Origin of the sequence: Noviherbaspirillum saxi (assembly GCF_003591035.1) — a bacterium.
GTDB classification, from domain to species: Bacteria; Pseudomonadota; Gammaproteobacteria; order Burkholderiales; family Burkholderiaceae_D; genus Noviherbaspirillum; species Noviherbaspirillum saxi.
Window position 1 is genome coordinate 1,379,396 of sequence record NZ_QYUO01000001.1, and the last position, 15,082, is coordinate 1,394,477.

Genomic DNA, 15,082 nt, shown 5'->3' on the forward strand with positions numbered 1-15,082 from the left:
CGCCGGGTACCTGCACTTCATCATCCGCGCAGCGGAACGTGCTTCTGGCCCGGCTTGCGGTTTGGCGCCATGCCGTTGGCAGTCAGCGTGTCGTCGGCATTCTTGTACCAGGTGCCGATCTTGTAGATCTCGCGCGCTTCCTTGCCGTTGGCGATCTCGCGCCCCAGTTCCTTGGCCACACGCACGGTTTGCTTGACCTGCGCCACGGAGCCGAAGCGCTTGCCGTGCTGGTCGATGATGGTGTCTTCGTTGCCGCAGCGCGGATGCAGACCCATCGCCAAGGCCATGGTGTTGAACGGCAGCACGTTCTTCAACAGCGACTCGGCGGTCAGGGTGCCGCCGTTCGGCGCGCGGTGGATGAAGTTGAAGAAGTTGAACGGATTGGGGCCATCAAAGCCGCCGCCGATGCCGATCCAGGTCAGGTTCAGCGGGCCGGTGTAGACGCCCTTGCGTACCAGGCGCTCCAGGGTTTCGAGGGCGTGGATACCGGTCAGCTGGAAGTGCGGCTGGACACCGGCTGCTTGCAGACGGCGCAGGTGCTCTTCCACCCATGCCGGGCCGGCCGGCACGGTCATCTCGCGGTAGGCGGCGCCGGTGGCCGGATTGCCCAGCGAAGTACCTTCCAGGTATTCCGGGTAGAGCAGCTCCATGATGTTCATCTGGGTGGTGTTGATCGCCACGGTGACCTGGTCCGGCTTCGGCTCGAGCTCGGCCAGCATGTGACGGGTGTCGTCGGACAGCCACTTGGCCGCCTGGCCATCGTCTTCCGGGGCGAAGGAAATCGAACCGCCGACCTGGATGATCATGTCCGGCACGACCTTGCGCACGCCGGCGATCAGTTCATTGAACTTGGACAGGCGCTTGGAGCCCTTGCCGTCGAGTTCGCGCACGTGCAGGTGCAGCACGGTGGCGCCGGCTTCGTAGCATTCCGCGGCCTTGTCGATCTGTTCTTGCATGGTCACCGGGATGTCTTCCGGGAAGTCTGCGGGCATCCACTCGGGGCCGTACGGGGCTACGGTGATGACCACCTTCTCCATGTTTTCCGGGTGCAGGGAATCGTCTAGAAATTGCATTGTGTTCTCCTCTAAAGGTTGTTGTTGAAATCGGCTTGCCATGCAGACGCAGGCCGGGAAACCAGTTTGTTACGCAGAAATCGTTTACTTCGGCGACGAAGAGCCGTCAGGTTCCCTCCCTTTCAAGGGGTGGGTTAGGGTGGGGATGGGTTGAAACCGACACAAGAAACCCATCCCCATCCCAACCGTCCCACGCATTGCCTTGCAAGGCAATGCGATTCGGCAGGCGCAAAGCATGCTTTGCGAAACCCATGCCTCATCCCCTTGAAGGGGAAGGAGCGTGGCCTATGTCACGTCGTCGTGATTTCCGACTTCTGATTAAAAGGTCTTGTCGCCAATGATTCCTGCACGGTCCATCTTGCGATGGCAGGGTGGATAGTCCATGACGGCGTAGTGCTGCGTGGATCGGTTGTCCCAGATTGCCATGCTGTTTTTCTTCCAGCGCCAGCGCACCTGGTACTCGGGGATGTAGACCTGGCTGATCAGGTAGTTCAACAGCTGCGATGCGCCGGGAACCGCATCCTGGCCGAAGCGCACGTTTTCCTTGGTGTGGAAGTTGGTGAAGTGGGTGGCGAAGGCGTTCACGAACAAGACCTTTTCGCCGGTTTCCGGATGGATGCGCACCACCGGGTGCTCGGCGTCCGGATACTGGGCCTTGAGCGCCAGGCGCTTTTCGATCGGCATGGCGGCACCGAAGCTGGCTTCGATGCTGTGACGTGCGCGCAGTCCAGCGATCTTGGCTTTGATGTCCTCTGGCAGATTTTCATAGGCCATGACCATGTTCGCCCACATGGTGTCGCCGCCGACGTCCGGGCATTCCACGCAACGCAGCACGCAACCCATCGGCGGGGCTTCGCGCCAGGTGGCATCGGTGTGCCAAGCATTCTCATAGCGGTCGATCGGCGAGTCGGGGCGCTTGTAAATCTGCACCAGGCCCGGATTCTCGGGATCGCTGCCGGCCACCGGATGATCTTCCAGATCGCCGAATCGTTTCGCGAAAGCGACGTGCTGCGCCTTGGTGATGTCCTGGTCGCGCAGGAACAGCACGCGGTGCTTGAGCAGCGCAGCCTTGATTTCGTTGAACAGACCGTCGTCATGAACGGCGTCGGCCAGGTTGACGCCGACCAGTTCGGCGCCGATGCTGCAGGTAAGTTGTTCTACTCGCATTTGAATGCTCCTCAAATTACGAAGATGGACGAGCCGGTCGTCTTGCGGGCTTCCAGGTCGCGGTGCGCCTGCACGGCATCTTCCAGTGCGTAGCGCTGGTTGATCTCGATCTTGATGCGACCTGCTGCGACGTGGCCGAAGATTTCGCCGGCGAGATCGGCCTTCTCTGCCGGGTCGGCAATGTAGTCCGCCAGCGCGGGACGGGTCAGGTAAAGCGAACCCTTCATCGCCAGCAGTTGCGGATCGAACGGAGGGATGGTGCCGGAAGCGGTGCCGACGCAGACCATTGTGCCGCGTCGCTTGAGCGAGTCCAGCGACGCCATGAAGGTGTTCTTGCCGACGCTGTCGAACACGACATTGACGCCGACGCCGTTGGTCAGCTCACGGGCGCGCTTGGCGACGTCTTCATGGCTGTAGTTGATGATTTCGTCGCAACCGTGGGCGCGCGCGACGGCTGCCTTTTCCTCGGTAGAGACGGTGCCGATCACGCGCAGGCCGAGAATCTTGGCCCATTGCGAAACAATCAGGCCGACGCCGCCGGCGGCAGCATGCAGCAGGATGGTGTCGCCAGCCTTGAAATTGACAATACGGCGCATCAGGTAGGCCGACGTCAGGCCGCGCATGGTCATGGCGGCGGCGGTTTCGCAGCTAATCTCGGCGGACAGTTTGATCAGCGGCGCTGCCGGAATCAGGCGCACGGTGCTGTAGGCGCCCAAGGTGTTCAGGAAGCCGGTGTAGGTCACGCGATCGCCGACGGCGACATTGGTCACGCCCGGGCAGATGGCTTCGACGACGCCCGATGCTTCGACGCCCATACCGTTGGGCAGCGGAATCGGATAGGTGCCGTTGCGGAAATAGGTGTCGGCGAAGTTAAGGCCGACAGCCGCGTGACGCAGGCGGACCTGGCCTTCACCGGGTTCGCCGACATTGACGTCCTCGACACGCAGAACCTCGGGGGCGCCGGCTTCATAGAAGCGAACTGCTTTTTCCAAAATACTCTCCTTGAATTTCGATAATGTGTTTATAGGGTCAAGCGCGTCAGTGCTTTGCTCAGTGCTTTGCTCATTGCTTTGATGACGCAGCAAGATCCACGATTCGCGCATATAGCCGTAGGAATTCGACATCCGTATCGGCGTCGAAGTGCGGGTCTTTGTTCTCCGCAAACGCGCTGTCGATCTCGCGCCAATCCTCCTCCGTCAGATAGCGCTGCGCCGCCGGGAGGATGACGCCTTCCTCGCGCCCCATGTGTTCCCAGGTGAATTTCGCGTAAGCCGATACCGCCGCTTCCACGTCACCGACGGCGGCGCTACCGGCGGCATACTGGTCAACCAGGCTTGCCAGATCGGCAATCAGCCGTTCGTCCCGCTCATGCTGGCGTTCGAGCTCGTCCAGTTCGGCATTCAGGGCGGACGTGCGCTCACGCAGTTTGTCGAACAGATATTTCTGTTCCTTCGGATGGTGCAGCGTCAACGGAAAGGCCTTGATGTAGTGCAGCATGGCTTTCATCCATGCCGCGTCCGCAGCCGACCCTTGCGTCTGCGCGGATGCCAGCATGAAGAGCCAGGCGTGCAGGACGGCGGCCAGCGAGCGATGCTCATCCTGCAAGATGCCAATCGCCTGCGCTGCCGCAGGCGAACCGGCCGAGGTTGTCACCAGAACCGGGATTTCCGTTCCGGCCAGGACTTGCAAGGTTTGCGCCCCTGGCATCACGTCGATGGCGCTACGGCGTCCGTGGGACGCCATGAAGATCAGGTCGCACGCTTTGTCCCGGGCAGTCGAGACAATGGCGCTATAGGGCGCATCGCTGACAGCGGTTACGGCGGAGCAAGGTATCCCTTGAGCACGCGCCGCGGATTCGGCCTTGGTCAGCAGTTCCCTTGCGCGGCTCTCGGCCTTGCCTTGCAGCGATGACGCATCACCGGCTTGCGCATGAAAAAACGTAATGCGCGCACCGAGTGATCGAGCGAACTCGACCGCCTGGCCTGTGGTGACCGTCGACAGGTCAGTATTGTCAATGGGAACGAGCAAGTGACGATACACGCAGACTCCTACAATGACGATTGCGAGCGACTGTTGTCATCTCTCTACTTCCACCATAATCTCGCCAATCGGGCAGGGCGGTGGCAGCCTGCAAGCGGGCGTATTCGATTGCAGGCAGTGCGTCATCCGGCTCTCTTGGTGTTGAAATTGGTGTTGAGGGGATGCTAGTGCATGGCACTGGGTAACCCCCCCCTCTAGACAGGGGGGGCTGGCTGCCTTGGGGGGTTACGTTTGGACAAGTTTTGCGGGATTTCGCGTCGGCCCGCCCCCTCTTGACGGGTGGGAGGCGGCCCTGCTGCGTCAACTACCATAACAGCCCGCAAACGAGAGTAGATTCCGTGAACACTTCCAATCACAGCCCGACATCCGAAGGCGCCGCGCCTTCGCTGGTGATCGAATATTTCTTCGATTTCGTCTGCCCCTGGTGCCTTATCGGCAAACGCCACTTGCGCATCGCCATGATCCTGCTGGCGGATCTGCGGCCGGATGTGCAGGTGCGCGTGTTGTGGCGCTCACATCAATTGCTGCCCGACATACCGCCGGGAGGAGTGTCCTATCAACCCTTTTATATTGCGCGCCTTGGCAGTGCCGAAGCGGTGGTGCGGCGGCGCGCAGAGGTCCAGCAGGCTGGCAATCCCGCCGGCATCCAGTTCGCCTTCGAGCGCATCGAGGTGATGCCGAACACGGTGGCAGCACACAATCTGAGCACCTGGGCGGCCGAGAATGGCACCGAAGCGCAGCAGTCGGCGCTGATCGAAAGCTTGTTTGCCGCGTATTTCATGATTGGCGAGGACATCGGCGATCCCTCCGTACTGCAACGGCGTGCCCTGGCATGCGGGCTGGAGGCCGAGGGCTTGCAGAAGCACCTGGCGGATTCAGACGAACAAAATGGAATCATGCGCTCGCCGCAGGCCGATTACGTCAGCGGCGTGCCGTTCTTTGTATTTAACGGAAAACATGCGATCTCCGGCGCATATCCGCCCGAGACGCTCGTGCAAGTCATGCTGCAATCAATCCAGGGCTGAGAATGTCACGTCAGATACCAGTCGGAGCTGTTGATGAACTCGCACCAGGTCAGCGCAAGCTGGCCTTCGTCGATGGCCGCAGCATCGTCCTGTTCAACATCGGCGGCACGATCCGCGCCATAGACAACTCCTGCCCGCATAACGGTGCTTCGCTTGCGAGCGGCAAGCTCGACGGCAACATGCTGAGTTGCCCGGCCCATGGGTTGCGCTTCGACCTGACGAGCGGCTGCACGCCGGGGGCACATCCGCTGTGCCTCACCAGCTTCCCGGTCCGGGAAGTGGAGGGCAGGCTGCTTGTGGAACTTGAGGATGCGTCAGCGAATCCCCGGTGAGGAAAAGAGCGAACGCCGCGTTCACCGGCCCGCGTGCGGGTCAGTGTGCAACAAATAGTTAGGAAAAATCCGTTTGCACGGCACTCAGTAGTCGGTAAATAAGACGACATACACCAGTCTTTCTCCCAGGAGCTGGACTAACTTTGTCGCCTTAGTTGGCGACGTCTGAGTAAACGTCTCCTTCGGAACTAGCATCCACACGCTTTGCGCCGAATATCAACGAAAGCTGTGGAACGAAGTCTTCTACTATTTCGCGGTATAAATCCAATTTTCTAAATTCCGCGAGTTTCTCATCCGATCTGTATTCAGGGCAAATGATACGCATCCAAGCTTCCGTAAGCGCAGCGAAGGTGAGCTTCGCCTTGCGGTTGATATAGCAAAAGTTCGTCAAAAAATTCTGAAGCCTCAATCGTCCCTCTTCGCTGTCTAGCGAAAAGACCGAGCTACGCGAAAGGTTATGAACGATAAAGTTTCGCCGTTCGATGTAATCCTTCATGAAGTCGTCAAACGATGCGGCGAGACCAATCTTTTCCCTAATTAAGGTGAGAAACTGACCAAGCATCTTTTTGGCGTAAATTTTCTGAAGGTGCTCAAGGGATTCCGCGATTGACAGTCCGCAAATGACAGACATTGCCAAGTGCAATGTCGCCTCCGTTTCTTGGGCTTCATACACCGCGTACCCAAGAATCAGAATTACATCTTTTTCGCTTGGAGCCATTTCGACGACTAGCGAATAGATTAACCGGCGACGACGCGAAGCGTTGGTGCCCGCATTGAACCGCTAGTTAGAAATTCGCCGCAATGGTGTGAATTTTCAAACATCATCTTTGCCTCGATTTATCATTAGCGATTTCGGTTTGGAAAGTTCGCAGAATTCTTCAGCTGAATACTCCGCGCCAGTTAAGGCTCGTCCGACACGCTATCAAACCGCCCACCGAAGCTCCTCGAACAGCTACGCCGATGTGTCCGGGACAAGCACTACAGCGTCAGTACCGAGCGAACCTATGTCTATGGGGCAAGATGGTACATCCGCTTTCATGGCCTGCGCCATCCCACCGGTATGGCAGCGGATGAGATTCGCACCTTTTTGGCCTACCTGAACAACTAGCGCCAGATCGCAGTTTGAGGCTCAGTGCAAGGATTCTGCCGCGCTGCTCGGCGGCGAATGCGGCGTTGCCGATGCTCGCCAAGCCTCTGGTGCTATGGGGCAAGAAGGGCGAACGCATGACTTCCGTTCAACAGGTGGGCAGGTGGTTCGTATCGACCGTAAGTTGTATCTGCGTGTGGCGAACAGCGAAGAGGTGCGCCGGATCTACAAGATCGGTGAGTATTACAACAGCGTTGATGAAACCTTGAGTGCGCTTGGTTATTAACCGAACCGCAAGCCTGGACAGCGGGGATTCAAGATCGCGGCGTCGCGGGGGCGCACTGCTGCTCACAGGGAAGGAGGCCGGATGCCCCCCGAGATAGGGGGGGAAAGACACCAGATTGCATTTATGCTCTTACCGTCCGAAAATGGGACACGAGGAACAGGTGTGACACCGGGGCAAGGAACGGCCGAAGGCAGCGAGCCTGCCCCTTTTCGGCGATATTCGGTAGAACGTTCCTCTCGGGGGATCAACCTGATGACTTCCACAGCAAGCAACAACGCATTCCAATACGCCGAGCTTGTTCTCAGCACGACGCCTCCGCGCGCGTCGCGGCATCAGCTCGCCCGACCGCGGCTGAGCCTGGAGGACAACAGGTTTCGCGAGCACTCGATTATCGTCGTGCAAGCCCCGCCGGGTTTTGGCAAGACCTCGCTGCTCGGCCAGTGGCGGCGCGAATATCTGGAGCACGGCGCTGCGGTGGCGTGGGTAATCGCCGACGGCAGCGATGATCCGCAACGATTCTTGCATTGCCTCGTGCTTGCCGTTCGAGCCGGTTGCGGCCGGCCGGCGTTTGGCCGGCATCTGCTGGAAGGCTCAGGTACCAAGCTCGGTGAGCTGGAAGGGATGACGGCATGGCTGATCGAGGTGAGCCAAAGTTCGCTCAACCTGGTCCTGGTCGTAGACGAGGCCGAGCGCTTGTCGCCTGCCAATCTTTCCACATTAACCTATCTCCTGCATAACGCCCCACCCAACCTGCGCATTATTGTCGGTGCCCGCAGCGGAATCGACACGACCGTCGTGGATCTTCTGAACTATGGGCAGTGCCTGTTGCTCGGGCCCGAAGATCTGCGTTTCCATATCGATGAGACCATTGCCCTCGTGCGCAATCGTTTCGGCTCCAGGATCGATGCCGACACGGCTGCGCGCTTGCATGAAGTCGCGGATGGCTGGCCTCTCGGACTGCAGATCGTGCTGGCGGCAATGGAACGCACTAACGACGCACGTTTGGCCATTGCATCGGTGACATCGGGTATCGGAGGGAAGGGCGACAACTTCGTCGGAGGATTACTTTCGAACCTGGCGAGTGAGGATGCGGATTTTCTTGTGCGGATTTCCGTGGTCGATGTCATTCACCCGGATTTGTGCCGGGCGCTGACGGGGCTTGAGGGCGCGCCGCAAATGCTGGCGCGCCTGGTTCGCGATACGCCGGTATTCGTTGCCGGCGATGATAGCGAGTGGGTGCGCCTGCACAATCTGGCCCGTGACGCGCTGCGCTCGCGTCTTGCGACATTGCCGGAAGCACAGCGGATCGAACTCCATGTGCGCGCCTTCCGCTGGCTGGCCGATCATGGCATGACCCAGGAAGCCGCTCGTCACGCACATTCCGCAGGACAACGCGAGATTGCATACGATCTGGCCGAGCAATGCCTGTTCGAAGCCATGACCACCCAGGGACACCAGGACACGGTACTTGGCTGGCTTGAACTGTTGCCGGAGACCGAGCTGAACAAGCGCCCCCGTTTGCGCCTGGCGGCAGCGTGGGCGCTTGCCCTGAGCGAACGTCCCGCGGAAGCGGAAAACCTCGTGCAGGGCTTGCTGGCGAACCCCGACGCTGATGCCGCCTTGCGCTATGAATGCGCACTGATCGTCAGCGGTGCGGCTTACTACGCGGATGACCCGGACCGATGCCTGGCGCTGTTCGAGCCCTGGATGGCATCGCCGCCGCTGCGTGACTCGCGCCTGCTTCAGATGCATGCCAATCGCCTGGGTATCTTGGCGGTCCTGACTGGCGATCCCACGAAAGCGCGCCGGCATATCCAAATGGCGGCGAGCGCGAAGAGTGGGGAAACCTATCGCTACGGCGCGCGCTGGAGCTCCTTCATTACCGGCTTCAGCTATCTGTGGGAAGGGCAGGTCCTGCTGGCCGAAGAGGTTCTGCGGCCGGCACTGGAGAGTGCCGATGCCACCCTCGGTCGCCGCCACCCTCTGTCCTGCATGATCGCCTCCCTGCTGGCCGCTGCCCTGTACGAGAGGGACCGCCTGGACGAAGCGTCCGGACTGCTGGCCAACCGTCTCGACGTCCTGGAACGTGCGGGCACACCGGAGACCATCATGCTGGGTTACCGGACGGCGTCGCGTATCGCCTCAGCCAAGGGTATCGAGAATCGTGCCCTTGACCTGCTCGAAGTGTTGAATGCCGTCGGCGTCGCCCGCGGTTTACCGCGGCTGTGCGTGACCAGCCTTGCAGAACAGATCAGGCTGCATGCCGGGCGCTTTCGTTCCGAAACATGCCGGGCACTGGTCCAGCGTGTCGACGAAATCGTCGCCGACAATCTGGCGTCGCATGGCCCTTTGTGGCAGCGCGGGACGCAGTGCTTGCAATGGTTGGCTCACGCCAACACTGCCATCGCGGCGCAGGACTGGCAACGCGCATTTGATGCTCTAACGCAAACCGGTCAGCTTGCTGAAACGCTGAAACTGGGCCGCTGGCGCATTGAAATCATGGCGTTGCGGGCATTCGTCATGGATCGCAAAGGCGAGAAAGCGCGTCCGCTGCTCTTGGAGGCGATGAACCTCGCGCAGACCTTCGGCTTGTCGAGGGTATTTTTCGATGCCCACCCTGCGCTCGGCGACTTGGTGCAGCGTGTTGCCGAAGACGAAGGGGCGGGAACCAGGATGCCGCGCATCGTCCGCCCACCGCTGGAACGCCCACTGTCGACACCGCGTGCAGTGCCAAGCATGGTGCTGACGCCGAAGGAGCGCGAGGTTCTTGAGTATCTGGCACGCAACCTCTCGAATAAGGAAATCGCTCAAGCCATGCAGGTGGGCGAGGAAACCGTCAAATGGCATCTGAAAAACCTGTTCCACAAACTCGATGCCGGCACCCGCAAGCATGCGGTGCGGCGTGCACAGCTTCTCGGATTGCTGGAGGGGCTGGAGTAGCGCTGTAAGTTATCGTCCCCGCCCCTAAAGCGTTGTAGCATCGAAGAAAGACAGGATTTTCTTTCTGACGCAGTAGTACTAGGTTTTCGCTTCAGAAACGACCGGTCTAGGACGCGGCCCCGCCAGTACCAATCCCATTGCCGCCAGCACCACCATACCCCCGACCAACGTCGAAGCACCTACCCCTTCATGCAGGAAGAGGACGCCCCACAGCATGCTGAAAAGAGGGAGCAGGAAGGTTGCCGACATCGCGCGTGTCGCTCCGATTTTCAATATCAGCGAGATGAACATCGCTTGCGCCAGGCCGGTAGACCCCAGCGCCACTGCAACCGTGCAAGCCCATGCAGGAGCCGAGGGCATTGCCGCAGGCAGCGAGAACGGCAGCGCCGGCAGCATGGCCGCGCTACCCAATGTCAACGAACCCGCAGCCATCACGATCGGATGAATGCCGCCGCCATTACCGGTTTTCTTCACGATGATGCTGGCCAACGCAACTGCAATGGCGCCAAGCAGGCAGGCCGCGACCGCCATCAGTATCGAGGCGTTCAGCGGCAGGCCGCCTGCGCCGACCAGGATTGCGACGCCGACGATGCCGAGCAACAAGCCGATCAGCAAGCGCATGGTGAGCCGTTCCGACAGGACGACCACGGAAAGCAGGGCGCCGAACAGCGGCACTGTGGAATTGAGCACCGCTGAATGCGCCGCGGGGATGTGCAGCGCGGCAAAGGAGAAGGCAACGAACGGGACCACGTTCGCGAAAAATCCGACTATCGCGAAATACTTGAAATTGCGCCGCCATTGCATGGGCAGGCCAGTGAGGATGGTGAACGCGACAAGCGCGACGCTGGCAAGCGAAGCGCGCAGGATAGAGGTCAACCACAGTCCCATCTCAGGAACCGCAACGCGCAAGAAAACAAATGCACTACCCCAGATCGCGGAAACAAAGACAAGCTTGGCAAGATCGGCTGAGGACATGAATATGGAGGGGAGAGTGACGGAAATAGGATGAAGGCTGATGCTACTGTGTCAGCATCCGTCCCCTCCCCCCTGCGAGGGGGAGGGGACGGTGAAGGGACGTTTCAGACGTAGGAGGACTGTACGACCGCGCCTCCCGAAGCATTGACGATCGATCCGACCAGGTAGCACTCTTCCGAGGCAAGATAGACGGCTAGCGCTCCATATTCTCCCGGTTTGCCGAGGCGTCCGAGCGGGACGAGCTGCCATAAGGTATTTTGTTCCTCCGGTGTCAATTGGTCGATGTAACGTTCAAACGCCGGCGTCTGCACCCCACCCGGGCAGATGCAATTGACCAGCACATTGGCGCCGCAGACCTCGTAGCCGACGGCACGGGTGAAGGCAATGACCGCGCCCTTGGACGCCGAGTAGTGCGGGCTGTGCGCGCTGGCGGCAGAAATGCCGGCGACGCTGCTGATGTTGATGATCCGTCCATAGCTCTGCGCTTCCATGCGTACCAGCGCCGCACGCGTGCAATAGAAAACGCCGTCGACATTGACACTCCAGAACCGGCGCCACTCCGCATCGCTCATTTCCTTGGTGATGCCCAGTGACTGCCGCGGTACCGGCCGCGTCGCCAGGCCGTAATGGCGCTTGCGGCGCTCCTCGTCATGCGGTTTCTCCGGGACCAGACCGGCATTGTTGACGAGGATGTGCGTCGTACCGAGATGCGTATCGATGCGCGCGAACATCGCATTGACGCTTTCGCTATCGCTCACGTCGCAATGCAACGCCAGGCATTCGGCGCCGAGTTCCTGGATCTCGGCTTTGACTGGCGCCAGCGCCGCCTCGTTGATGTCGCACACCACGACGCGCGCGCCTTCGCGCGCAAAGCTCAGCGCGATGCCGCGACCGAGGCCACCGGCTGCGCCTGTCACTACGGCGACTTTGTCTTTCAGTTTCATGATGTCTCCTTGGGTAATCGATATGGAAGGGAATATTGGATAAGGGCGCGTGGGATCACGCGGCTTTTACCGAGTTGTCGATCTCGTTGGACTGGAGCGGCGCGGCAATGCGGCGCACGTCGAGATCGTAATAGCGACGCGCTTGCACAAAGCACAGTGCGGCGATCAGGCTGGCAAAAGGAATAATTTCCAGCGCCACCTGCAGGTTCATACGGTCGGCGATGAGACCGGTGACGAATGGTCCGGGCGCAAGGCCAAGGATATTGTTGGCAAGCGTGCCCGTGGCCAGGACGGTTGCATGGATGCGCGGGTCGCTGACACCGGTAACAACGGCGCCAGCCGGTCCGATGGGGCTGCCCGCCAATATCATCGCAATGGCGAGTAGAGTAAATTGCGCCGTTCCCGGCGGCAGGACAAAGGCCAGAACCAGCAACGCGCAGCCACCGAAGGAATACGAGGCCATGACCAGCAGGGTATTCTTTCGTTCTCGCCTTACCAGACGATCAACGATGACGCCGCCAAGCGTCATGCCCACACCCGCCAGCAAGACCAGTACGCCAGCCTTGATGCCGGCTTCTTTCGGCGTCATGTCGTAGTAGCGATTCAGATAGCTGGGCATCCATGCCATGACCGAGCCGATCGTAAACATCTGGAAGCCCGAGCCGAGGTAGGTGAAGAGTGCGGTGCGCGCAGCGAACAATTCCTTGAATACCGTTTTCAAGGGCATTCGTGAATCGCTGATGTTCGAAGACGCTGCCACCTTGGCAGGTTCCCGCACGAACATCGGGAAGACGATGGCAAGCGCCAGGCCGCCCGCGCCGATGATGATGAATGCCATGCGCCATCCGAGCTGTGCGGCGATGGCGCCTCCCAGGATAACGCCCAACACCGAGCCGAACAGCGCGGCTGCGAGAAACGCGCCCATCACGCTCGCATGCAGTCGCTTCGGGAAGACGCTCAGAAGGATGGCGCCTCCGGCGCTGCTATATCCTGCTTCTCCCAAGCCGACCAGCGCCCGCGCGAGGAAGAGCGGCATGAAGCTTCCCGCCAAGCCGCAGGCAATAGTCGCAAGCCCCCAGAGAAGCGCCATGGCGGTCACGCTGAGCACGCGACCCCAACGGTCAGCCAGCAGCGAAATGGGAAAGGTCAGTACGCCGACAGTCAGCGCCACGACGCTGACCAGCGAGCCGAGCTGCGTGTCCGACAGTGCCCACTCGGCCTTAAGGAAGGGAAACAGTGCGTTGATCACCTGCCGCGACAGGTAGTCTGAAAGCATCAAGCCAAAGACCAGCGCGAATACCATCCAGGCGTAGGTTCGCGATACTTGCGGATGATGGCCGACGGCCGCGTCGCCTCTAGAATGCATGCCCATGGTTTATGTCCTTTCGCTCTAAGTAGGCTGACAGATGTTCTTTGACACGCTTCGAGTGCGACTCCCCTCTCCCGCAGGCGGGAGAAGGGAGCAAGGCACGAATCGTGGGGGATCGTCAGAATGGTTCCTGCATCGGGCCATGCTCGGCCAGCTTTTCAGCTTCTTCGACCAGAAGTGGCACGCCCATTGCGACCGAGTGAATGCCGACTACCGAGACCATTTGCAACAAGGCCAGGATCTGCTCCTTGCTGGCACCCAGCTCCAGCGCCTTGCGGATATGGCGGCGCACGCCTGGCGCATACATATGGGTGCATGACGCGTCGACCGCGATGGCAATGAATTCCAGAGTGAGGGGATCGAACAGCCCCTTGCGCACCGCATGCGCATTCATCTGCATGAATTTTTCAAGCCAGGCCTCGTCGAGTTCCGCGACCGTGTTCCACACGGGGTTCCAGTTGCCCGCGCTGCGCATGTGGTCGCAGATCGGGGTGGAAGTATCTTTAGTACTGTCCATAATCTCCTCCAGTATCGGGACTGGTTATTTATTCAAACGGCATCAGCCGCGCAATAAAAGTATCGAAGATTTCCCTGCTTCTCTGATTTACAATTTGGGACACTAAATTTACCAATTGGGACAGTGATGCAGATGCTGATTCGTAGCGCCTCCTTGAACAATTATGTCGATGTGGGTCGCGCGCTTGGCATCGATCCCTTCGCGCAATTGAAAGCGGCGCGAATTGCGGCGACCTGCCTGAACAATCCCGATATCAAGATTTCCCTTGCTGCGGTTGGACGGCTGCTGGAGAACTCCGCGTATGCCGCAGGTGTTGAGGATTTCGGATTGCGGATGGCGGAAAACCGCTATTTGTCGAATCTTGGGCCGATCGCTCTGGCGGCGCGCGAGGAACCGACGATCCGCAAGGCACTGGAAGCCATGCAACGTTATCTACCCTTGCATAACGATGGCATGAGCATGCTGATTGAAGAAATGGACGGCGTGATTGTACTGCGCGCGGAGTATATGGCCGCGGGCTGGGCGCCGATGCGGCAGTCAATCGAATTGACAACAGGAGTGCTGTTTCGCTACCTGCGCGGCTTTCTAGGAAATGCCTGGACGCCCCGCATGGTGTGCTTCCGTCACGCCGCGCCCAAAGACATGACGACGCATCGGCGGCTGTTCGGCAGACGCCTGGCATTTTCCCGCGAGTTCGACGGGATCGTGTGCGAGGCTGCCGACCTTGAGGCACCGATGCCGAATTCAGACCCGGTCACGGCGCGCTACGTTCACCAGTATCTGCAAACACTCAATGCGCAGCAGAGCGCGACGATGCAGGACAAGGTGCGGCAGCTTATCTGGGTGCTGCTGCCCAGCGGACGCTGTTCGGCCGAACAGGTGGCTAGACATCTCGACGTCGATAGGCGCACCATCCACCGGCAGCTGACCCAGCAAGGCGAAACATTCTCGGCACTATTGGAACAGGTGCGCCGCGAACTCGTCGCTCGCTATATTGCCGATCGCAACAGGCCGTTGAACGAAGTCGCAGGGCTGCTTGGGTTTTCTGCGCCCTCGGTGTTCTCGCGCTGGTTTGTCCAGCAATTCGGGTGCAGCGCAACAGCTTGGCGTACGAGTCGGCATACCATTTCGCAGGATGGCTTGCAGACATAAAACGTCGCTACACCCGACGTTCATACAACGAATACCGAACACGTTCTTAAATTTCTGATACGCAAGTTTTCCAACATTGAGATCGCCCAAGCTATGCAGGTGGGCGAGCAAGCTGTCAAATTGGAACGCTCTTCCTACGCTTTCCGCCGCATTCCCCCTCTCTTTCCTCCGCCCC

At 59.8% G+C, this 15,082-nt stretch carries 13 protein-coding genes and 1 pseudogene; 5 read left to right on the forward strand and 9 right to left on the reverse strand.

All coding sequences use genetic code 11. The features are described 5' to 3' along the window. Nucleotides 1-20 precede the first annotated feature (20 nt). From D3871_RS06505 to D3871_RS06520, 4 genes are all read right to left on the reverse strand, one after another. Nucleotides 21-1,073 (reverse strand): beta-keto acid cleavage family enzyme, encoded by a 1,053-nt coding sequence (locus D3871_RS06505; protein ID WP_119768152.1) that lies wholly within the window; start codon nucleotides 1,071-1,073, stop codon nucleotides 21-23. 318 nt (nucleotides 1,074-1,391) lie between these two features. After that, nucleotides 1,392-2,240: a TauD/TfdA dioxygenase family protein gene (locus tag D3871_RS06510; protein WP_119768153.1), complete on the reverse strand. Its 849-nt coding sequence runs from the start codon at nucleotides 2,238-2,240 to the stop codon at nucleotides 1,392-1,394. Between the two features lie 11 nt (nucleotides 2,241-2,251). Beyond that, nucleotides 2,252-3,232 (reverse strand): quinone oxidoreductase family protein, encoded by a 981-nt coding sequence (locus D3871_RS06515; protein WP_119768154.1) that lies wholly within the window; start codon nucleotides 3,230-3,232, stop codon nucleotides 2,252-2,254. A 70-nt stretch (nucleotides 3,233-3,302) separates the two neighbouring features. Further along, the gene (locus D3871_RS06520) at nucleotides 3,303-4,280 is read right to left on the reverse strand and encodes a universal stress protein (protein WP_119768155.1); all 978 of its coding nucleotides are present in this window, start codon (nucleotides 4,278-4,280) and stop codon (nucleotides 3,303-3,305) included. 338 nt (nucleotides 4,281-4,618) lie between these two features. On the opposite strand from D3871_RS06520, the gene D3871_RS06525 reads away from it, so the two are divergent. After that, entirely contained in the window at nucleotides 4,619-5,305 is a 687-nt protein-coding gene (locus D3871_RS06525) for a DsbA family oxidoreductase (RefSeq protein ID WP_158597877.1), read from the forward strand. Between the two features lie 2 nt (nucleotides 5,306-5,307). Continuing rightward, a complete protein-coding gene (locus D3871_RS06530; protein WP_119768157.1) occupies nucleotides 5,308-5,637 on the forward strand; it encodes a Rieske (2Fe-2S) protein in 330 nt (109 codons plus the stop codon). Nucleotides 5,638-5,788: 151 nt separating this feature from the next. Here D3871_RS06530 and D3871_RS06535 read toward each other — a convergent pair whose 3' ends face one another. Then, the gene (locus D3871_RS06535) at nucleotides 5,789-6,355 is read right to left on the reverse strand and encodes a hypothetical protein (protein ID WP_119768158.1); all 567 of its coding nucleotides are present in this window, start codon (nucleotides 6,353-6,355) and stop codon (nucleotides 5,789-5,791) included. A gap of 234 nt (nucleotides 6,356-6,589) precedes the next feature. Between D3871_RS06535 and D3871_RS31615 the strand changes: the two are divergent. Continuing rightward, a pseudogene (locus D3871_RS31615) lies at nucleotides 6,590-6,745 on the forward strand (phage integrase N-terminal SAM-like domain-containing protein); the annotation flags it as partial. A gap of 517 nt (nucleotides 6,746-7,262) precedes the next feature. After that, nucleotides 7,263-9,950, forward strand: a complete 2,688-nt coding sequence (locus tag D3871_RS06550) for a winged helix-turn-helix domain-containing protein (RefSeq protein WP_119768159.1) — start codon at nucleotides 7,263-7,265, stop codon at nucleotides 9,948-9,950. 78 nt (nucleotides 9,951-10,028) lie between these two features. On the opposite strand, the gene D3871_RS06555 is transcribed toward D3871_RS06550, so the two are convergent. The 4 genes from D3871_RS06555 to D3871_RS06570 all read right to left on the reverse strand — a co-directional run bounded on the left by D3871_RS06555 (nucleotide 10,029) and on the right by D3871_RS06570 (nucleotide 13,755). Then, on the reverse strand, nucleotides 10,029-10,925 hold the full coding sequence (locus D3871_RS06555; RefSeq protein ID WP_119768160.1) for a DMT family transporter: 897 nt from the start codon (nucleotides 10,923-10,925) through the stop codon (nucleotides 10,029-10,031). 104 nt (nucleotides 10,926-11,029) lie between these two features. Then, nucleotides 11,030-11,869 (reverse strand): SDR family NAD(P)-dependent oxidoreductase, encoded by an 840-nt coding sequence (locus D3871_RS06560; protein ID WP_119768161.1) that lies wholly within the window; start codon nucleotides 11,867-11,869, stop codon nucleotides 11,030-11,032. A gap of 55 nt (nucleotides 11,870-11,924) precedes the next feature. Continuing rightward, nucleotides 11,925-13,241 (reverse strand): MFS transporter, encoded by a 1,317-nt coding sequence (locus D3871_RS06565; protein ID WP_233575533.1) that lies wholly within the window; start codon nucleotides 13,239-13,241, stop codon nucleotides 11,925-11,927. A gap of 115 nt (nucleotides 13,242-13,356) precedes the next feature. Further along, on the reverse strand, nucleotides 13,357-13,755 hold the full coding sequence (locus D3871_RS06570) for a carboxymuconolactone decarboxylase family protein (protein WP_233575534.1): 399 nt from the start codon (nucleotides 13,753-13,755) through the stop codon (nucleotides 13,357-13,359). Nucleotides 13,756-13,881: 126 nt separating this feature from the next. Between D3871_RS06570 and D3871_RS06575 the strand changes: the two genes are divergently transcribed. After that, nucleotides 13,882-14,907, forward strand: coding sequence for an AraC family transcriptional regulator (locus D3871_RS06575; RefSeq protein ID WP_119768162.1), 1,026 nt, complete (start codon nucleotides 13,882-13,884; stop codon nucleotides 14,905-14,907). Nucleotides 14,908-15,082: the final 175 nt, after the last annotated feature.